Origin of the sequence: Streptomyces sp. NBC_01268, from assembly GCF_036240795.1 — a bacterium.
GTDB lineage: Bacteria > Actinomycetota > Actinomycetes > Streptomycetales > Streptomycetaceae > Streptomyces.
Genome location: NZ_CP108454.1, coordinates 3,468,904 through 3,488,444, shown reverse-complemented (window position 1 = coordinate 3,488,444; position 19,541 = coordinate 3,468,904). Strand labels below are relative to the sequence as shown.

The window sequence follows — 19,541 nt, the reverse complement described above, 5'->3', positions numbered from 1 at the left end:
CGTCCCGCAGGGCCGCAAGTCCCGGCGCCTCGGGTCTTTTTCGGGGCCGGCCGGGCGGTTGGACCGCCCTACCGTCGAAGGCGACGGAGCTCGGAAACCCCCGCTGCCCCACCTGCACCTCCCACCCCACGGAGACCGCCATGGCTGCCGCCCCCGCCGGCCCCGCCCAGCAGACCCGGAACCTCGTGCTGATCGGCCACGGCATGGTCGGGCACCGGCTCCTGGAGGCCCTGGCGGAGCGGGACGCGCTCGCCGGTCCCGACGGCGGGCCCGGCTGGCGGGCGGTCGTGCTGGGGGAGGAGGACGTCCCCGCGTACGACCGCGTGCACCTGTCCTCGGTGTTCACCGGCACGGAGCCCGGGGACCTCGCCCTGCCCGCCCTCGACGACGACCTCGTCGACCTGCGCCTGGGCGACCCGGCCGAACACGTCGACACCGCCGCCCGCACGGTCACCACGACCTCCGGCGCCGTCGTGCCGTACGACGTGCTGGTCATGGCCACCGGCTCCTACCCGTTCGTGCCGCCCATCACCGGCGCCGACGCGGCCGGCTGCTTCACGTACCGCACGCTCTACGACGTCGACGCACTCACCGCGTACGCCGGCACGGGGGACGGCGTCCGTACCGGTGTCGTCATCGGCGGCGGACTGCTCGGCCTGGAGGCGGCGGGCGCGCTGCGCACGTTGGGGGCGGCCACGCACGTCGTGGAGTTCGCGTCCCGGCTGATGCCGCTGCAGGTCGACGACGGCGGCGCGGCGGCGCTGCGCGCCACGATCGAGTCGATGGGCGTGGCCGTGCACACGGGCGTCGGCGCCACCGAGGTCGACGTCGACGCCGACGGCCGGGTGCGGTCCCTGAAGCTGTCCGACGGTACGCGGATCCCCGCCGACCTGGTGGTCTTCTCGGCGGGCGTACGGCCCAGAGATCGCCTCGCGCGCGAGGCGGGGCTCGCGGTCGGCGACCGCGGGGGAGTGGTGGTCGACGAGCACTGCCGGACCAGCGACCCGTACGTGTACGCGGTCGGCGAGTGCGCCCAGACCTGCGACGGCCGGGTCTACGGCCTGGTCGCGCCCGGCTACCAGATGGCGGAGGTGGTCGCGGACCGGCTGGCGGGGCCGGGCGGTTTGGTGTTCACGGGCGCGGACACGTCGACCAAGCTGAAGCTGCTCGGGGCGGACGTGGCGTCCTTCGGCGACCCGTTCTCGGACGTGCCGCGGGCCACCGAGATCGTGTTCTCGGACGGGCGCGAGGGCGTCTACAAGAAGCTGCTGCTCGGCCCGGACGGGCAGCTCCTCGGCGGCATCCTGGTGGGTGACGCGGAGGCGTACGGCTCGCTGCGGCCGCACGCGGGACGGCGGCTTCCGGCGCCGCCCGAGGCGTTCATCCTGCCGTCCTCGGACGGCGCCGGACAGCTGCCCGGCGCCGACGCGCTCGCGGACGACGCCGTCGTCTGTTCGTGCCACAACGTCACCAAGGGCGCGGTACGGGAGGCGATCGCCGAGCACGGCCTCACCGACGTAGGCGGCGTCAAGCGCTGCACCAAGGCGGGCACGGGCTGTGGCGGCTGCGTGAACACCCTCCAGGCGGTCCTGGACGGGGCCGGGGTGGAGAAGCGGCGCGGGCTGTGCGAGCACTTCCCGGAGCTGGGCCGCGCCGAGATCTACGACCTGATCCGCACCGAACACATCCGCTCCTTCACCGAGTTGATGGAGCGGTACGGGACGGTCGACGCGGGAGCGGTCTCCGGCGCGGGCACGGACCCCGATCCGCGCTCCGTCCCCGTCTCCGGCTCTGTCCCTGTCCCCGTCCCCGTCCCCGTCCCTGTCTCTGTCCCCGTCCCCGTCTCCGGGTGCACGGTCTGCAAGCCCGTCGTCGCCAACGTCCTCGGCACCCTCGCCCCCGAGCTCGGACTGCGGCACGTCCTGGAGGGTGAGCAGGCCGCCCTCCAGGACTCCAACGACCTGTTCCTCGCCAACCTCCAGAAGGACGGCACCTATTCGGTGGTGCCGCGCGTCCCGGGCGGCGAGATCACCGCCGAGCAGCTCATCGTGATCGGCGAGGTGGCCCGCGACCACGGCCTCTACAGCAAGATCACGGGCGGTCAGCGCATCGACCTGTTCGGCGCGCGGAAGGAGGAGCTCCCCGCGATCTGGCGCAGGCTGATCGCCGCGGGCTTCGAGTCGGGGCAGGCGTACGGGAAGTCGCTGCGGACGGTGAAGTCCTGCGTCGGCTCGAAGTTCTGCCGCTTCGGGCAGGGCGACTCGGTGCAGCTCGCGATCGACCTGGAGCTGCGCTACCGGGGCCTGCGCGCCCCGCACAAGATCAAGGGCGGGGTGTCGGGCTGTCTGCGCGAGTGCGCGGAGGCCCGCGGCAAGGACATCGGCGTGATCGCCACCGCCGGCGGCTGGAACCTGTACGTCTGCGGCAACGGCGGCACCAGCCCGCGCCACGCCGACCTGCTGGCCTCCGACCTGTCGGCGGCGGAGCTGTTCGCACTGATCGACCGCTTCCTCATGTACTACGTCCGCACGGGCGAGCGCCTGGAGCGCACCTCGGCCTGGCTGGAGCGCCTCGGCGGGACCGGCGGCGGCATCGAGCACCTGCGCGAGGTCGTCGTGGAGGACTCGCTGGGCATCTGCGCCGAGCTGGAGGCGCAGATGGAGCGGCACGTGGCCGCGTACCGCGACGAGTGGCAGGCGGTCCTGGCGGACCCGGCGGCCCTGGAGCGCTTCGCGCCGCACGTGGCCGGGGTGGAGTTCCTGGAGCCCGGCCGGGGCCGGGCCGCGGTGCTCGCCGACGGGACGGAGGCGGCGCTGTTCAAGGACGGCGCGGGGGAGGTGTACGCGGTGGGCAACCGGGACCCGTTCTCGGGCGCCGACGTCATGGCGGACGGGATCATGGGCACCCGGGGCGGCGTGCCGGTGGTGGCCTCGCCGATGCACAAGCAGGAGTTCGACCTCAGGACCGGCGTCTGCCTGGACGACCCGGAGGTGTCGCTGCCGCTGCTGGCGGTCCCGGCCGCTTCCGAGGGTGCGTAGGGCCCGGTACGGACGGGACCTAGGCCGCCCTCTCCGCCGACCATGGACTCTCACGCACCCCTTGTGCGGCGGCGCAGCCTGGAAGGGCAAGAACCCCTCGAACCGTCAGGGAAGCGCCATGAGTTCCGTAGCCCAGGACAGCAGGACGAAGGGCGGGCCGTCACCCGCCTCGTACGACTCGGAGCAGTACCGTCCCGGCCGGCCGATCACGGACTGGGAGCCGGAGAACGAGCTGTTCTGGAAGTCCATCGGCAAGAAGGTCGCCCACCGCAACCTGTGGATCGCGGTACCCGCCCTGCTCGTGGCCTTCGTCGTCTGGCAGGTGTGGTCGGTCACCGCGACCAACCTGAAGGACGTCGGCTTCTCGTTCTCCACCTCGCAGTTGTTCTGGCTGACGGCCATCCCCGGTCTGACCGGCGGCACGGCCCGGATCTTCTACACCTTCCTCGGCCCGATGATCGGCCAGCGGCGCTTCACCGCCGTGTCGACGGTGGTGCTGATCGTGCCGCTGATCTGGCTGGGCATCGCGATCCAGGACCCGTCGACCTCGTACGGCGTGATGGTCGCCATCGCCGCGCTCTGCGGCATCGGCGGCGCCAACTTCGCCTCCTCCCTGGCCAACATCGGCTTCTTCTTCCCCAAGGCGAAGAAGGGCAGCGCGACCGGCATCAACGGCGGCCTGGGCAACCTGGGCGTCTCGGTGGTCCAGCTGCTGACGCCGATCGTCATCACCTGGTCGACGATCGCCATCGGCTCCGCCCAGCACAAGGCGGACGGCACCCCGGTCCACCTGCAGAACGCGGCCTTCATCTGGGTGCCCGTGCTGCTGGTGCTCGCGGCCGTGGCCTGGTTCGGGCAGAACGACCTGAAGGTGGCGTCCACCCCCTTCAGCCGCCAGAAGATCATCTTCAAGCGCAAGCACAACTGGCTGATGACCTGGCTGTACGTCGGCACCTTCGGCTCCTTCATCGGCTTCGCCGCGGCGCTCCCGATGCTGATCAAGACCACCTTCCCCGACTACTCGATCGCCACCTACGCCTGGATGGGCCCGGCGGTCGGCGCCCTCGCCCGGTGGGCGGGCGGCTGGATCGCGGACAAGTGGGGCGGTGCGCGCGTCACGATCCTGTCCTTCGTGGGCATGGCGATCTCCATCATCGGCGTGATCGACTTCCTGCCCTCGGGCGGTGACGGCGGCTCCTTCTACGGCTTCTTCTTCTGCTTCCTCGCGGCCTTCCTCTTCTCCGGGATCGGCAACGGATCGACCTTCCGCCAGATCCCGGTGATCTTCCGCGGCACCCACCTGAAGGGCCTGACGGAAGGCACCCCGGAGTACGCCCGGGCCCTCAAGCAGGCGGAAATGGAGTCCGGTGCGGTCACCGGCTTCACCTCGGCCATCGCGGCCTACGGCTTCTTCTTCATCCCGGCCCTCTTCGGTTCGGTGGCCGTGACCAGCGCGATGTGGGGATTCGTCGCCTTCTACGCGAGCTGCACCCTGGTGACCTGGTGGTTCTACGCCCGCAAGGGCGCCGAGGCCCCCAGCTGACCGATACCGCCTGACCGAAAGCAGCTGGTCGCCCGGAAAAGGCCCCGCCCAGGCGGGGCCTTCTCCCGTTCCCGGAACGGGACCTAGGGCCATCGACTGGTGACCATTGCCGCCCCCTTTGATCGATCAAACGGAGTGGAATGGAAGCAAGCAAAGCGGCTGAGTCGAATGATCGAGAAGGCGGTGCGGGCAGTGACTGCGACCCCTGCTGAAGCGACGGTGAACGAAGGAGCCTGGAAGGGCTTCAAGGGCGGCCTCTGGCGCGACGCCATCGACGTCCGCGACTTCATCCAGCAGAACTACACGCCGTACGAGGGTGACGACTCCTTCCTCGCCGGCCCCACCGAGCGGACCACCGCCGTGTGGAAGGCCATCACGGACAGGTTCCCCGAGGAGCGGGCCAAGGGCGTCCACGACGTCTCGTACGACATCCCCTCCACCATCACCGCCCACGCCCCCGGCTACATCGACCGCGACAAGGACCTGATCGTCGGCCTCCAGACGGACGCGCCGCTCAAGCGCGCGATCATGCCGTACGGCGGCTGGCGGATGGTGGCCGGCGCCCTGGAGACCTACGGCTACCCGGTCTCCCCGGAGCTGGAGAAGGTCTTCACCGAGTACCGCAAGACCCACAACGCCGGTGTCTTCGACGCCTACACCCCCGAGATCCGCGCCGCCCGCAAGGCCGGCATCGTCACCGGACTCCCCGACGCCTACGGCCGCGGCCGCATCATCGGCGACTACCGCCGGGTGGCCCTCTACGGCGTCGACCGCCTCGTCGCGGTGAAGAAGGAGGAGAAGGAGGAGCTCAACTCCCTCCCCGCCGGCAACCGTTCGCTCGAGGAGACCATCCGGCTGCGCGAGGAGCTCTCCGAGCAGATGCGCGCCCTCGGCGAGCTGAAGGCGATGGCCGCCTCCTACGGCTACGACATCTCCGGCCCCGCCACCACCGGCCGCGAGGCCGTCCAGTGGCTGTACTTCGCCTACCTCGCCGCCGTGAAGGAGCAGAACGGCGCCGCGATGTCGCTGGGCCGCACCTCCACCTTCGTCGACGTCTACCTCCAGCGCGACCTCGACGCCGGCCGCCTCACCGAGGAGCAGGCCCAGGAGCTGGTCGACGACTTCATCATCAAGCTGCGCATCGTCCGCTTCCTGCGCACCCCCGAGTACGACGAGCTGTTCTCCGGCGACCCGACCTGGGTCACCGAGTCCATCGCCGGCATGGGCGAGGACGGGCGGCCGCTGGTCAGCAAGACCTCCTTCCGCTACCTCCAGACCCTCTACAACCTCGGCCCGGCCCCCGAGCCGAACATGACCGTCTTCTGGTCGCCGCAGCTCCCCCAGGGCTTCAAGGAGTTCTGCGCCAGGGTCTCCATCGACACCTCCTCCGTGCAGTACGAGTCGGACGAGCTGATGCGGCCCCGCTTCGGCGACGACACCGCCATCGCTTGCTGCGTCTCGGCGATGCCCGTCGGCAAGCAGATGCAGTTCTTCGGCGCCCGCGTGAACCTCGCCAAGACCCTCCTGTACGCGGTCAACGGCGGCCGCGACGAGAAGTCCGGCGCCCAGGTCGGCCCCGACACCGGCGCCATCACCTCGGACGTGCTCGACTACGACGAGCTCATGCGCAAGTTCGACGAGCAGATGGAGTGGCTGGCGAACGTCTACGTCCACGCCCTGAACGTCATCCACTACATGCACGACAAGTACGCCTACGAGCGCATCGAGATGGCGCTCCACGACCGCGACGTGCGCCGCACCATGGCCTGCGGCATCGCCGGCCTCTCGGTGGCCGCCGACTCGCTGGCCGCCGTGAAGTACGCCAAGGTCACCCCGGTGCGCGACGAGACCGGCCTGGCCACCGACTACACGATCGAGGGCGACTACCCGGCGTACGGCAACAACGACGAGCGGGTCGACGAGATCGCCGTCTGGCTGGTCGAGGAGTTCATGAGGAAGGTGCGCAGGCACCCGACCTACCGCGACGCCGAACACACCCAGTCCGTCCTGACGATCACCTCCAACGTCGTCTACGGCAAGAAGACCGGCAACACCCCCGACGGGCGCCGCGCCGGCGAGCCGTTCTCCCCGGGCGCCAACCCGATGAACGGCCGCGACACCCACGGCTACGTGGCCTCGGCGATGTCGGTCGCCAAGCTGCCGTACGAGGACGCCGAGGACGGCATCTCGCTGACCAACACCGTCACTCCCGACGGCCTGGGCCGGACCCCCGAGGAGCGGATCAAGAACCTCGCCGGTGTCCTCGACGGCTACATGGCCAGCGACGGCTTCCACATGAACGTCAACGTCCTCAACCGGGACGTCCTGATGGACGCGATGGAGCACCCGGAGAACTACCCGCAGCTGACCATCCGGGTCTCCGGATACGCGGTGAACTTCGTCCGCCTCACCCGCGAGCAGCAGCTCGACGTCCTGAACCGCACCTTCCACGGGTCCTTGTGACCCCCGGGCCGGCCCTCACCGGCCGGCCCGCCCCGACTCGCGCGGCCCAGGGGCCCGATTCCTCGACCCTCACCCGGGCCCCGGAGCCGCGCGCGGACACCGCCCCGCACCCCCGTACCGCAGCCCCGCACCCCCGCCCCGCACTCTCCGCCCCCACACCACCTCTTCCCTCCGCCTCGACAGGAGGCCCAGCCATGGCCGTGCTCCTCGGCTCGGACATCCCGACCGCCCCCACCACCCCGGCCGCCGCGGCGACCCAGCGGCCCTCCGAGGGCTCCGTGCACTCCTGGGACCTGTCCACCGGCGTCGACGGCCCCGGCACGCGCTTCGTGACCTTCCTCTCCGGCTGTCCGCTGACCTGTCTCTACTGCCACAACCCCGACACGTGGCGGATGCGGAACGGCAAGCGCACCTCGGCCGACGACGTGATCGCGGAAGCGGGCAAGTACACCCGCTTCATCTCCGCGTCCGGCGGCGGCGCCACCGTCTCGGGCGGTGAACCGCTGCTCCAGCCCGTCTTCACCGGTGAGCTGCTGCACCGGCTGAAGCACGAGCTCGGGCTGCACACCGCCCTCGACACCTCGGGCTTCCTGGGCGTGCGCGCGACCGACGCCCTGCTGCGCGACACCGACCTGGTCCTTCTCGACATCAAGTCCTGGGACCCGGACACGTACGAGAAGGTGACCGGCCGGCCGCTGCGGCCGACTCTGGACTTCGCCCGGCGCCTCGCCGACCTCGGCCAGGAGGTCCACGTCCGCTTCGTGCTCGTCCCGGGGCTGACCGACGACCCCGCCAACGTCGAGGGAGTCGCCGCCTTCGCCGCCGGTCTCGGCAACGTCTCCCGCGTGGACATCCTTCCCTTCCACAAGCTGGGCGAAGCGAAGTGGCAGGCACTCGCCAGGCCCTTCACCCTCCATGACACCCCCTCACCCACTCCGGAGCAGGTCACGGCGGCGCGCGAGGTGTTCCGGTCCCACGGCCTGTACGCCGTCTGAGGGACAGGTTCGGGAACGCCGCCGCACCGGACACTCGGTCGGCGCCACGCTCACCCACCTGCGTGGCAAAACAGGACAAATCTAAATCATCTGGCCTACGGTGACCGCGTGACCGAGCCACCGCAGGCCCCCGCCGAAACGCCGCAGGCCTTCGCAGAGACGCCGACCGCCTCCGCCGACCCGCCGCCGCAGACCCCCGCCCAGGTGCGCCGCCGCGCGACCCTCGCGGGGGTCGTCGTCTCCGCCCTGCTGATCGTCGCGATCGTCCTCGGCAGCCGGCTGCTGCGCGACTTCGACTCGGCCCTCCTGCCGTACGCGGTGGCGACGGTCTTCCTCGCCTTCGGCGTGGCCTACCGCTACACGGTGTGGATCTCGGCGCCCGGCGCCCGGCGCCTGTTCAAGCAGGGCTGGCGCGCCTTCTTCTCCGTCGAGAACTTCCGCCGGGCCCCCACCGCCCTGCCGAAGATGATCGCCACCTACCTGGGCTTCCAGAAGTTCCTCGGCGCCCGCTCGCACGCCCGCTGGGCCGCCCACCAACTGATCTTCTGGGGCTGTGTGCTCGCCGCGCTGATCACCTTCCCGCTGACCTGGGGCTGGTTCACCTTCACCTCGTCCACCGGCTCGGGCCCGGGCTACGAGATGCGGATCTGGGGCTTCAAGGTCCTCGGGTTCGACTCGCTGAACGTCGTCGGCTGGCTGATGTTCCACGGCCTGGACATCGCCGCCGTCCTCGTCATCCCCGGCGCCTGCTACTTCCTGTGGCGCCGGATGAAGGACCGCGCGGCCATCACCGGCCAGCGCTTCGCCTACGACCTGGTCCCGCTGATCGCCCTCATCGTGATCTCGGTGACCGGTCTGCTGCTCACCTTCTCCTCGATCTTCCTGCACGGCGGCGGCTACGAGTTCCTGGCGATCCTGCACATGGTGTCGGTGGTCTTCACCCTGATCTACATCCCGTTCGGGAAGTTCTTCCACATCGTGCAGCGGCCGGCCGCCGTCGGCATGCAGCTGTTCAAGTACACCTCGCGGGGCAAGGCCGGCACCGCCGCGGGAGCCGCTGCCACCGCCGCCGGCACGGCCGGTGCCGTCGTGGGAGGCGGGGCGGCGGCGGGCGGCGAAGAGGGACTGCTCACCTGCCGCCGCTGCGGCGAACCCATCGACGCCGCCCTTTACGTCGAGAACCTCCAGGGCACCATGCGCGACCTCAGGCTCGACTTCGACGAATGGGCCGAGTACTGCCCCCGCTGCAAACGCGTCCTGCGCGGCAACGCCTACCTCACCCACATCAAGAAGGGCTTCAAGTGACCCACGCGCAGGCCGGGCAGCCACTCCCGCTCGACCCCTCGGTCGCCCCGCCCGGCACCCGGAACTTCCGCGACGCCGGAGGCATCCCCGCCGACCGCTGGCACGCCGACCAGAACGGCGAGACCCTCGTCCCCACCCACTGCTGCTTCTGCGGCGTGCAGTGCGGCATGTACCTGCGGGTCGACCACGCGGGGAAGGTCTTCGGCGTCGAACCCCGCAACCACGACATCAACCGGATGCGGCTCTGCCCCAAGGGCATCAACGCCTACCAGCAGGTCAACCACCCCGACCGGCTCACCTCCCCGCTCATGCGCCGCAACCGCGACGAGCCCTTCCGCGAAGTCAGCTGGGAAGAGGCCCTGGACTTCACCGTCTCCGAGATCCGCCGCATCCAGGGCGAGTACGGCAACGACGCCTTCGGCCTGCTCGGCGGCGCCAGCCTCTTCTCCGAGAAGACCTACCTGGTCGGCAAGTTCGCCCGCGTCGCCCTGAAGACCAAGCACGTCGACTACAACGGCCGGCTGTGCATGGTCTCCGCCGCCGGAGCCAACAAACTCGCCTTCGGCATCGACCGGGCCGGCAACCCCTTCTCCGACATCCTCCTCTCCGACTGCCTGCTGATCGCCGGCTCCAACGTCGGCGAGTGCTTCCCCGTGATGACCCAGTACCTCTGGGGAGCACGGGACCGGGGCGCCACCCTGATCGTCGTCGACCCCCGCGAGACACCCATCGCCCGCACCGCCGACCTGCACGTCGCCCTCAAGCCCGGCACGGACTCCGCCTTCTTCAACTCCGTCCTCCACGCCGTCGTCGCCGAAGGCCTCACCGACGAGGCCTACCTCGCCGCCCACGCCACCGGCTGGGAGGACGTGAGGAAGACCGTCGCCGCATACCCGCCGGCCCGCGCCGCCGAGATCTGCGGCGTCCCCGAGGAGCAGATCGTCCAGGTCGCCCGCATGTTCGCCGGCGCCGACAAGGCCATGGCCTGGCACGCCCGCGGCGTCGAACACCACTCCCAGGGCGTCGAGAACTGCCTGTCGATCATCAACCTGTGCGTCGCCGCCGGACACATCGGCCGCCCCGGCGCCGGCTACGGCACCATCACCGGCCAGGGCAACGGCCAGGGCGGCCGCGAACACGGCCAGAAGTCCGACCTGCTGCCCGGCGGCCGCTCCATCTCCAACCCCGAACACCGCCGCCAGATCTGCGAGATCTGGGGCATCGACGAGGCCGACCTGCCGGCCGCCGGCACCTCCATGATGGAGATGGTCTGGCAGATGCAGCGCCGCGAGATCCGCGGCCTCATCGGCATCTGCAACAACCCCTTCGTCTCCCTCCCGAACTACGCCACGGTGAAGGACGGGTACGACACCGCCGAGTTCCACGCCCAGTTCGACTTCTTCCTCTCCGAGACCGCGGCCAACGCCCACGTCGTCTTCCCCGTCACCGTCTGGGCCGAGGACGAGGGCGTCATGGCCAACGCCGAGGCCCGCGTCGTCAAGCACAACAAGGCCCAGGAACCGCCCGCCGGCGTCCGCACCGACACCTGGGTCATCTGCGAACTCGCCAGACGCCTCGGCGCCGCCGACAAGTTCGACTTCCCCGACTCCCGCTCCGTCTTCGAGGAACTGCGCCTCGCCTCCGCCGGAACGGTCAACGACTACTACGGCATCACCTACGAGCGGCTGGAGGAGACCGGCGGCATCGCCTGGCCCTGCCCCGACACCGAACACCCCGGCACCCCCCGCCTCTTCGAGAACGGCCGGACCTACCACCCCGACGGCAAGATCCATATGCAGGTCGTCGAATGGCACCCGCCCATGGACCCGTACACCGAGGAATACCCCCTCTCCCTCACCACCGGACGCACCGTCGCCCACTTCCTCTCCGGCAACCAGACCCGCCGCCTGGGCGCCCTCGTCGAGCAGACCCCCCGCCCCTGGGTCGAGGTCCACCCCTCCCTCGGCTTCCGCAACGGCGACCCGGTCCGCGTCGTCACCCGCCGCGGCAGCGAGGTCCTCCCCGCCCTGGTCACCGAGGCCATCCGCCCCGACACCGTCTTCATCCCCTACCACTGGCCCGCGCCCACCGCGGCCAACGTGCTGACCATCGACGCCCTCGACCCGCGCTCCAAGATCCCCGAGTACAAGGTCTGCGCCGCCCGCGTCGAGCCGGCCGAGCGGATCGACGAGGTCCCCGCGCCGCCCACCGCCCCCGGCCAGGTCGCCTACCCGGAGACCCAGGTCTCCCGTGCCGACCCCCTGCCCCCCACGGCCCCCCAGGGCCGTGGCACCTCGGAGAGGAGCTGACGCCGCACATGATGGGCCGCACCATCTTCATCGACCCGGGCCGCTGCATCGGCTGCCAGGCCTGCGTCTCCGCCTGCCGCGAGTGCGACTCGCACCGCGGCAAGTCGATGATCCACCTGGACTACCCCGAAGAGGGGCGCTCCGTCGCCTCCCTTCCCACCGTCTGCATGCACTGCGAGGACCCCGTCGCCCCGTGCGCCGAGGTATGCCCCGCCGACGCCATCCTCGTCACCGCCGACGGCGTCGTGCAGCAGGCCGACACCACCCGCTGCATCGGCTGCGCCAACTGCGTCAACGCCTGCCCCTTCGGCGTACCGAAGATCGACCTCCAGGCGAAGCTGCAGATGAAGTGCAACCTCTGCTACGACCGCACCGCCTACGGACTCGCCCCCATGTGCGCCACGGTCTGTCCCACCGGCGCCCTCTTCTACGGCACCCTCGAGGAGCTGCGCGCCGAACGCCCCGGCGTCCAGGTCGCCGACTCCTTCACCTTCGGCTCCACGACCATCTCCACCGGCGTGGCGATGGTCGTCCCCGCCGACAAGGTCCAATGGCCCGTCCCCGGCGGTCTCCCCATCGTCGAAGTCAACGGAGTGGACGTCCGATGAGCCTCACCCAGCAGCCCTCCGACAACGGCGCCGAAGCACCCGACGCCGCCCAGGCCGCCCTGCACGACCGCATCTCCGCCGACTCCCTCACCACCCGCCGCGACTACCTGCGGATCGTCGCCACCGTCTCCGGCGGCCTCGCCGTCGGCGGCATCGGCGTCGCCTCCGGCATCCTGCACCGGCACGGCGACAGCGACGGGGCACCCCAGCCGAAGAGGATCGCCGACTCGCTCCCGCCCGGCGAGTCCCTCGCCTTCCGCTACCCGGAGGAAGAGGACCGCGCCGTCGCCGTCCGCCTGGAGGACGGCACCCTCGCCGGCTACTCGGCCGTCTGTACCCACCTCGCCTGCGCCGTGCTCTGGCGCAAGGACCGGGGGAACGAGGGCGAGCTGTACTGCCCCTGCCACGAGGGAGTCTTCGACGCCCGCACCGGGGAGGTGACCGCGGGCCCGCCGCCCCGGCCGCTTCCCAAGGTGCTCCTGGTCGAGGAGGCCGACGGAAGCGTCTGGGCCGTCGGCACCACACGCTCCGGCGAGAGCGTCCAGGAGGGCCTTTGCCGCCAGCTCGGCGAGACCCGCCCCGAACTCGCCGGCCGCCTCGGCTGCCCGGGTGCCACCGAAGGCAGCCCGCTCGGCAGCACCCTGGAGAGGAGCCGCCGGACATGACCGACACCCCGTTCCCCAAGGACCCGGCCGCCCCGCCCCAGCCGCCGGAGACCCCGCAGGAGCTCCCGCCCCGGCCCGCCTACACCCCCGGCAGCGCCCAGCCGCGTCTCAACCGCCCGGTCCATGAGCGCTACCCCCAGATCCGCCCCACCAGCGGTTACGGCGACCCCCGGATCCGGAACACCGGCCCCGGCCCGGGCGCCGGGACCGAGCAGGAGCCGGAACGCTCCTCCAAGCTCACCGCCCGCCTGGTGCTCGCCCTCACCGTCGTCGTGGGCCAGCTGTGGGGCCTGACGATCGTGGTCGACGAGTGGATGTCCGGCGACACCGGGACCGCCTGGTGGGGGGCGGGCTTCCTGGTCCTGTCCTTCCTCGTCGTCCTCGGCCTGTGGATGCTCGACCCGAAGGACCGCTGAGAAGGCCATCGGCAGGCCCGGTGCGGGGCGGTGGTCCCGGCGTACCCTGAAGACATGAGCACCGCCCCCGCCCCCGGACCGCGAGCAGCGAAGCAGTCCGACTCCCGACCCGATCCCCAACCCAGGCCGGCACTGATCTTCGACGATCCACTGGACCAGCAGTCCGCGGACGACACGGACCGAGGATGGGGCGAGCGGCCTCCGGCCGGCAGCGACAGCGCCGCCGACCTCGCGCGCTTCCTCGACGAGAAGCCGCCGCACCACCTCTGACGCCGACGCGAGCCGTCGGTCAGGAGGTGGGGTGCGCCCCGGTGCTCGAACCGGAGGACGGGCCCCGCTGGGCGACGAGGGTGTCGCGGATCTCCTTGAGGACCTCCAGCTCGCTGATCTCCAGGGTCTCCTGGACGCCTTCCTTCGCCTTGTCGTGCGCAGCGCGCTTGGCCAGCACCTTCGCCATGGGCAGCACCATCAGGAAGTAGACGACGGCCGCGGTGATGATGAAGCTGAGGATGGCGCTGAGGACCAGGCCCCACTCCAGCTGGATGCCCTGCATCTCTCCGTTGACGACCTTGCAGGGGTCCTTGAGGCAGGACTTGTAGCTCTCCAGGTTCTTGGTGCCGAAGGCGCCGACGATCGGGTTGATGATGCCCTTCACCACCGAGTTCACGATGTTGGTGAACGCGGCGCCGATGACGACCGCCACGGCCAGGTCGATGACATTCCCCCGCATGAGGAAGGCCTTGAAGCCGTCCAGCACGCTTTCCTTCTTCGCGCTCACCGTGGTGCCCTTCGTCTTGTGTGCAGTGTGCGGAGCCATTACGCCGCGATCGGCGCAGAGGCGTCCAATCCGTACACACGGGACGGTGACTTGACAGCCCGTCAGTGCGAATCAGCACAGCGTCACCGCGAGTTGAGACGTCATGCCCGCACCGGCGAGCTCCGCCGCCGTCGGCCGGGGAACGGACAGGACGACCAACGCCCCACCGTCCGAGCGAGTCTCGCCCGGTCCGGGCACTTCGGCCACTCGGACGCCCGAGGCGACCACGCGCGCCTCACCGCCCCCGCCGGCCCCGACCGTCGTCATGCCGGGCCCGGCGATCACGTCCACCAGATCACCGGGCCGCAGCAGTCGCACGGTCTCCGCGTCGGCGATCCGCACCGGGGCCGACACGATCGGTACGACAGGCGGCCGGTGCCGCTCCTGCGCCGCGGGCCGGGGCGGCGGCGGGGCCACCAGATCGTCGGCCCCCGCCACACCGGCCGCCGCGAGCGTGGCGGCGGTCACCGCCAGGACCGCGGCGGGGGCCCGCCGCTTGCGGCGCAGCGCCCGCCGCAGCCGAAGCCTTCCGCCGCGCACGCGCAGCGGATCGAACGGGGGGACACCGCACGGCGCGGGCACCGAGGTGCGGGTGTGGGGGAGGCAGGAGTCTGAGGTCATCGCGGATACCGCCTGTCGTGGGACGAGCCGTCCGCCGGACCGTCCGGCGAACCGCACTCACCCTCCCGCCCTCGCGGCGATCCCGCTCGGGCCTGTGGACAGACGGGCTTCTGTGGACAACTTCCTCACCCCGTCGAGCGATTGCCGCCGTGCGGCGACGTCCGCGACGCTTGAGGCAGTCCGGTCCACGCGGTGCGTTCCTCACCCCGCCGCGAGGTTCAGGGCAGTTCGATCCCCAGGTCCCACCCGTCGTGGGCCCGGGAGCACAGGCAGTCCCGGTCGGTCGTCGCGGGGAGCGCGCCCACCGCGTCGAAGAGCACGTCACGCAGCCGGCCCACGTTCTCGCCGAACACCCGCAGTACCTCGGAGTGCGAGACGCCGTCCCCCGTCTCCGCACCCGCGTCCAGGTCCGTCACCAGTGCGAAGGAGGTGTAGCAGAGTCCCAGTTCCCGGGCGAGGACGGCCTCGGGGTGGCCGGTCATGCCGACCACCGACCAGCCCGTGGCCGCGTGCCACCGCGACTCGGCGCGCGTGGAGAAGCGGGGGCCCTCGACGACGACCATGGTGCCGCCGTCGACGGGGTCCCAGCCCCGACCCCGGGCGGCCTTCAGGGCGACCTTGCGTCCGTCGGGGCAGTAGGGGTCGGCGAAGCTCACGTGGACCACGTTCGGGACGGCCCCGTCCGGGCGTGGCTCCCCGTCGAAGTAGGTCTGTGCGCGGGTCTTCGTCCGGTCGACCAGTTGGTCGGGCACGACGAGGGTGCCGGGGCCGTACTCCTCGCGCAGGCCGCCCACCGCGCAGGGCCCGAGGACCTGCCGGACGCCGACCGAGCGCAGGGCCCAGAGGTTGGCGCGGTAGTTGATCCGGTGCGGCGGCACGCTGTGGCCGCGGCCGTGCCGGGGGAGGAAGGCGACCTGCCGGCCGGCGAGCTCGCCGAGGAAGAGGGAGTCGCTGGGGCTGCCGTACGGGGTGTCGACCGGCACCTCGGTCACATCGTCCAGGAAGGAGTAGAACCCCGAACCGCCGATGACACCGATGTCCGCGAACACGTCGCTCGTCATGGCGGTCACCCTAGCCGCCCCAGGAACGCGGAATGCCCCGCCGACGGAAGTCGGCAGGGCAGACGCGGGAAAGGTGGATCAGGCCGCCGAGGTGGAGCTCGACGAGGCCGCCGGCTTCGAGTCCGAGGAGGACGAAGACGAGGGGGTCGACGAAGGAGACGACGACGAAGTGGAGGACGACGACGAAGAGGACTTCGACGCGGCCGGCGAGCTGCTGGACGACGCACCGCGGCTGTCGTTCCGGTAGAAGCCGGAACCCTTGAACACGATGCCGACGGCCGAGAACACCTTCTTCAGGCGTCCCTTGCAGTTCGGGCACTCGGTCAGAGCGTCATCCGTGAACTTCTGCACCGCCTCGAGGCCCTCGCCGCACTCGGTGCACTGGTACTGGTAGGTCGGCACTTGTCTTCCTCCTGGCACTCACACTCATCGAGTGCTAACGACGATCCATAGTGACGTATTCCGCCGGTTCAGTCCACCGTCACGGGAACTCGGTGACCGATGCCACGCGCGGCGACGCGGCCCGTCGCGTGCGGCTGGAGCCGCGAGCGCAGGGCGAGCAGGGTGACGAGGGCGAGCACGGTGCCCGCCATCGGGACCAGGAATCCGGTGCTCGCGCCGTGGGCGTCGGCCAGTCGGCCGGCGACCGTGACGGCGGCGGCCTGGCCCAGGGCCACGGCGCCGGTGAGCCAGGTGAAGGCCTCGGTGCGGGACGTGCGCGGGACCAGGGTCTCGACGATCGTGTAGCCGGTGATCAGCGCCGGGGCGATGCACAGACCCACGACGAGGCCGAGGGCGCCGAGCAGCAGGACGGAGTGCGTGGTCCACAGGAGGGAGGCGGCGACGGTGAGGCCGACGTAGCCGAGGATCAGTCGGCGGCGGGGGCCGATCTTCCAGGCGACGGCGCCCATGGCGATGCCGGCGAGCATGTTGCCGGCGGCGAAGATGCCGTACAGCAGACCGTTGGCGCCGGGGTTGCCGATCTCCTCGCTGAAGGCGGTGAGCGAGACCTGCATGCCGCCGAAGACCGAGCCGATGCCCAGGAAGGCGATGGCGAGGACCCGGACGCCGGGGATGGACAGGGCCGAGCGGTGCGGTGCGCCGTCCGCCTGGCCGGCCGCGGCGGTCAGGCCGAAGGCGGGCTGGGTGCTGCGCTGGGCGGCGAAGAACAGGCCGCCGACCAGGGTGAGGGCGGCCTCGGCGATCAGGCCGGCCGCCGGGTGGATACCGGTGCACAGGGCGGTGGCGAGGACCGGGCCGACGACGAAGGTGAACTCGTCGGTGACCGATTCGAAGGCCGCGGCGGTCGGCATCAGGGGCGTGCCGTCCAGCTTGGCGGCCCAGCGGGCCCGGACCATGGGCCCGACCTGCGGCACCGAGGCGCCGGCGGGGACGGCCGCGAGGAACAGGGCCCACAGCGGGGCGCCGGCCAGGGCCAGTGCGACGAGGAGGGAGACCGAGGCGGTGTGGACGAGCACACCGGGGACGAGGACGGCCCGCTGGCCGAAGCGGTCGGCCAGCTTGCCGCTCTGCGGGGCGAACAGCGCCATCGAGACGCCGGTCACGGCGGCGACGGCACCGGCGCTGCCGTAGGAGCCGGTGGTGTGCTGGACGAGCAGCACGATGCCGATGGTCAGCATCGCGAAGGGCTGCCGGGCGGCGAAGCCCGGCAGAAGGAAGGAGAGAGCTCCCGGAGTGCGCAGCAGCCTGCCGTATCCGGGCCGCTTCTCGGGGACGACCGTGGACTCCACGGTCCATGCCTTTCCGCCGCCTGGTAGCTGGCCCGTGCACGGTTGGTGCGGGTATCGCCGAGAGCTGTCCTCATGCGCGGAACTGCGGTAGATACCCGGGCCCCACAGGTGGGGGGCGCCGCGGCCGCCATACGGTCGCGCCAGCTCTGCGTCAGGCAGAGTTGGTTCGATCAAGTGTGCCTTCATGGTACAGGGAAGGGCGTCTTCCCGCCTGGGAAAACGCCCCTGCATCTGAATTAATGCCTGGGATTAACCGGATGTTCGCCGGAAGGGGTTCGAAAAGGGGCCCCGATGGCGGGACGGGGCGGTGACAGCGGTGGCGCCGCCGCCCCCCGTGCCCAGCCAGCCGGCCAGCTTGCCGCCCTGGCCGACCGCGCGCAGTCGGCGCTCGGTGGCGTCCCGCACCGGGTCGGTGGCGACCACCAGGAGCTCGTCGCCACGGCGCAGCACGGTGGCGGGGCCGGGAACGAAGCTGGTGGCCTCCCGGACGACCAGGGTGACGGCCGCACCGGGGGGCAGCCGGAGCTCGGCGACCTCGACGCCGTGCATCTTGGAGCCCTCCGGGATGGCCACGGAGAGGAGGTGTCCGCGCAGTCGCTCCAGGGGGGCGGACTCGACGCCGAGGTCGGCGGCCTCGGCCGAGTCGCCCAGCTTGAGGGCCTTGGCCAGCCAGGGCAGGGTCGGGCCCTGGACCAGGGTGTAGACGACGACCAGTACGAAGACGATGTTGAAGATCCGCTCGCTGCCCTCGATCCCGGACACCATCGGGATGGTGGCGAGGATGATGGGCACGGCTCCGCGCAGGCCGGCCCAGGACATCAGGGCCTGCTCCTGCCAGGGGATGCGGAACGGAAGGAGGCTGACGAAGACCTCCATGGGGCGGGCGACCATGGTGAGGACGAGGCCGATGACGACGGCCGGCCAGAAGTCGTTGACCAGCTCGTGCGGGGTGACGAGCAGGCCGAGCAGGACGAACATGCCGATCTGGGCGATCCAGCCGAGCCCCTCGGCGAAGCCGCGGTTGGCGGGGGCGTGCGGCAGCTTGGCGTTGCCGAGCACCATGGAGGCCAGGTAGACGGCGAGGAAGCCGGAGCCGTGGGCCATGGCGCCGGCGGCGTAGGCGACGACGGCGATGGCCATGACGGCGATCGGGTAGAGGCCGGAGGCGGGCAGCGCGATGTGGCGCAGGCCATAGGCGCCGAGGAAGCCGACGGTCAGGCCGACGGCGACGCCGATGGCGAGCTCCAGGGCGATCTCGCCGACGAGGAGGTACCAGGCGTCGACGGGTCCGACGGTGGAGAAGGCGACGACCAGGATGACGACGGGGGCGTCGTTGAATCCGGACTCGGCCTCCAGGACGCCGGTGACCCGGGAGGGCAGCGGCACCTTGCGGAGGACGGAGAAGACGGCGGCGGCGTCGGTGGAGGAGACGACGGCGCCGATGATGAGGGCCTGCTGCCATTCCAGGCCGACGAGGTAGTGCGCGGCCGCGGCCGTGATGCCCACGCTCACCGCGACGCCGACGGTCGACAGTACGACCGCCGCGGGCAACGCGGGTTTGATCTCCTTCCACTTGGTGCCCAGGCCACCCTCGGCCAGGATCACGACAAGTGCGGCATAGCCGATCACCTGGGTCAATTCGGCGTTGTCGAAGGCGACGTTGCCGATGCCGTCCTGCCCTATGGCGACCCCGATCCCGAGATAGAGCAGCAGGCTGGGGAGCCCGCTCCGGGAGGAGATCCGCACCGCTGCGACAGCGATGAGCAGTACGAGCGAGCAGATGAGCAGGAGTTCGTTGAGCTGGTGGACAGTCAGTGGCCGATCCTTCCCCTCACGTGCAGCTGGATCGTTCCTCCAGCGCCGGTACTTCGTTACCTTACCTAATCTTTAACGTTTTCTTGACGCCTCCTTGGTGTTCCATCGCACATCCGTGCGTATAAGTACGGATC

At 70.9% G+C, this 19,541-nt stretch carries 16 protein-coding genes; 10 read left to right on the top strand and 6 right to left on the bottom strand.

The genetic code is table 11. From position 1 onward, the window contains the following. Nucleotides 1-140: 140 nt before the first annotated feature. The 10 genes from OG309_RS15380 to OG309_RS15335 all read left to right on the top strand — a co-directional run bounded on the left by OG309_RS15380 (nt 141) and on the right by OG309_RS15335 (nt 13,612). The gene (locus tag OG309_RS15380; RefSeq protein WP_329421336.1) at nt 141-3,038 is read left to right on the top strand and encodes an FAD-dependent oxidoreductase; all 2,898 of its coding nucleotides are present in this window, start codon (nt 141-143) and stop codon (nt 3,036-3,038) included. A gap of 118 nt (nt 3,039-3,156) precedes the next feature. Next, nucleotides 3,157-4,581 (top strand): MFS transporter, encoded by a 1,425-nt coding sequence (locus tag OG309_RS15375; protein WP_329421334.1) that lies wholly within the window; start codon nt 3,157-3,159, stop codon nt 4,579-4,581. Nucleotides 4,582-4,749: 168 nt separating this feature from the next. After that, nucleotides 4,750-7,044 carry a formate C-acetyltransferase gene (gene pflB, locus OG309_RS15370; protein ID WP_329421332.1) on the top strand — a complete coding sequence of 765 codons (2,295 nt, stop codon included), beginning with the start codon at nt 4,750-4,752 and terminating at the stop codon, nt 7,042-7,044. A 194-nt stretch (nt 7,045-7,238) separates the two neighbouring features. Next, entirely contained in the window at nt 7,239-8,039 is an 801-nt protein-coding gene (pflA, locus tag OG309_RS15365) for a pyruvate formate-lyase-activating protein (RefSeq protein ID WP_329421330.1), read from the top strand. A gap of 108 nt (nt 8,040-8,147) precedes the next feature. Continuing rightward, on the top strand, nt 8,148-9,344 hold the full coding sequence (locus tag OG309_RS15360; protein ID WP_443067570.1) for an MFS transporter: 1,197 nt from the start codon (nt 8,148-8,150) through the stop codon (nt 9,342-9,344). Continuing rightward, nucleotides 9,341-11,653, top strand: coding sequence for a molybdopterin oxidoreductase family protein (locus tag OG309_RS15355; protein WP_329421328.1), 2,313 nt, complete (start codon nt 9,341-9,343; stop codon nt 11,651-11,653). The genes OG309_RS15360 and OG309_RS15355 overlap by 4 nt, the downstream gene beginning before the upstream one ends. 8 nt (nt 11,654-11,661) lie before the next feature. Continuing rightward, complete coding sequence (locus tag OG309_RS15350) at nt 11,662-12,261, top strand: 4Fe-4S dicluster domain-containing protein (RefSeq protein ID WP_329421326.1); 600 nt, start codon at nt 11,662-11,664, stop codon at nt 12,259-12,261. After that, a complete protein-coding gene (locus tag OG309_RS15345) occupies nt 12,258-12,926 on the top strand; it encodes a QcrA and Rieske domain-containing protein (protein WP_329421325.1) in 669 nt (222 codons plus the stop codon). Before OG309_RS15350 ends, OG309_RS15345 begins: the two co-directional genes overlap by 4 nt. After that, nucleotides 12,923-13,342: a DUF6755 family protein gene (locus tag OG309_RS15340; RefSeq protein ID WP_329421323.1), complete on the top strand. Its 420-nt coding sequence runs from the start codon at nt 12,923-12,925 to the stop codon at nt 13,340-13,342. The genes OG309_RS15345 and OG309_RS15340 overlap by 4 nt, the downstream gene beginning before the upstream one ends. 54 nt (nt 13,343-13,396) lie before the next feature. After that, on the top strand, nt 13,397-13,612 hold the full coding sequence (locus OG309_RS15335) for a hypothetical protein (RefSeq protein ID WP_329421322.1): 216 nt from the start codon (nt 13,397-13,399) through the stop codon (nt 13,610-13,612). Between the two features lie 19 nt (nt 13,613-13,631). Here OG309_RS15335 and mscL read toward each other — a convergent pair whose 3' ends face one another. The 6 genes from mscL to OG309_RS15305 all read right to left on the bottom strand — a co-directional run bounded on the left by mscL (nt 13,632) and on the right by OG309_RS15305 (nt 19,407). Next, nucleotides 13,632-14,159, bottom strand: coding sequence for a large conductance mechanosensitive channel protein MscL (mscL, locus tag OG309_RS15330; protein WP_402545939.1), 528 nt, complete (start codon nt 14,157-14,159; stop codon nt 13,632-13,634). Between the two features lie 72 nt (nt 14,160-14,231). Beyond that, nucleotides 14,232-14,780, bottom strand: coding sequence for a hypothetical protein (locus tag OG309_RS15325; protein ID WP_329421319.1), 549 nt, complete (start codon nt 14,778-14,780; stop codon nt 14,232-14,234). Nucleotides 14,781-14,998: 218 nt separating this feature from the next. Beyond that, nucleotides 14,999-15,841: an S-methyl-5'-thioadenosine phosphorylase gene (locus OG309_RS15320; protein ID WP_329421317.1), complete on the bottom strand. Its 843-nt coding sequence runs from the start codon at nt 15,839-15,841 to the stop codon at nt 14,999-15,001. Between the two features lie 78 nt (nt 15,842-15,919). Next, the gene (locus OG309_RS15315; protein ID WP_329421315.1) at nt 15,920-16,243 is read right to left on the bottom strand and encodes an FmdB family zinc ribbon protein; all 324 of its coding nucleotides are present in this window, start codon (nt 16,241-16,243) and stop codon (nt 15,920-15,922) included. 68 nt (nt 16,244-16,311) lie between these two features. Next, nucleotides 16,312-17,592: an MFS transporter gene (locus OG309_RS15310; RefSeq protein WP_329421313.1), complete on the bottom strand. Its 1,281-nt coding sequence runs from the start codon at nt 17,590-17,592 to the stop codon at nt 16,312-16,314. 249 nt (nt 17,593-17,841) lie between these two features. Then, on the bottom strand, nt 17,842-19,407 hold the full coding sequence (locus OG309_RS15305; RefSeq protein WP_329428335.1) for a potassium/proton antiporter: 1,566 nt from the start codon (nt 19,405-19,407) through the stop codon (nt 17,842-17,844). Nucleotides 19,408-19,541 lie beyond the last annotated feature (134 nt).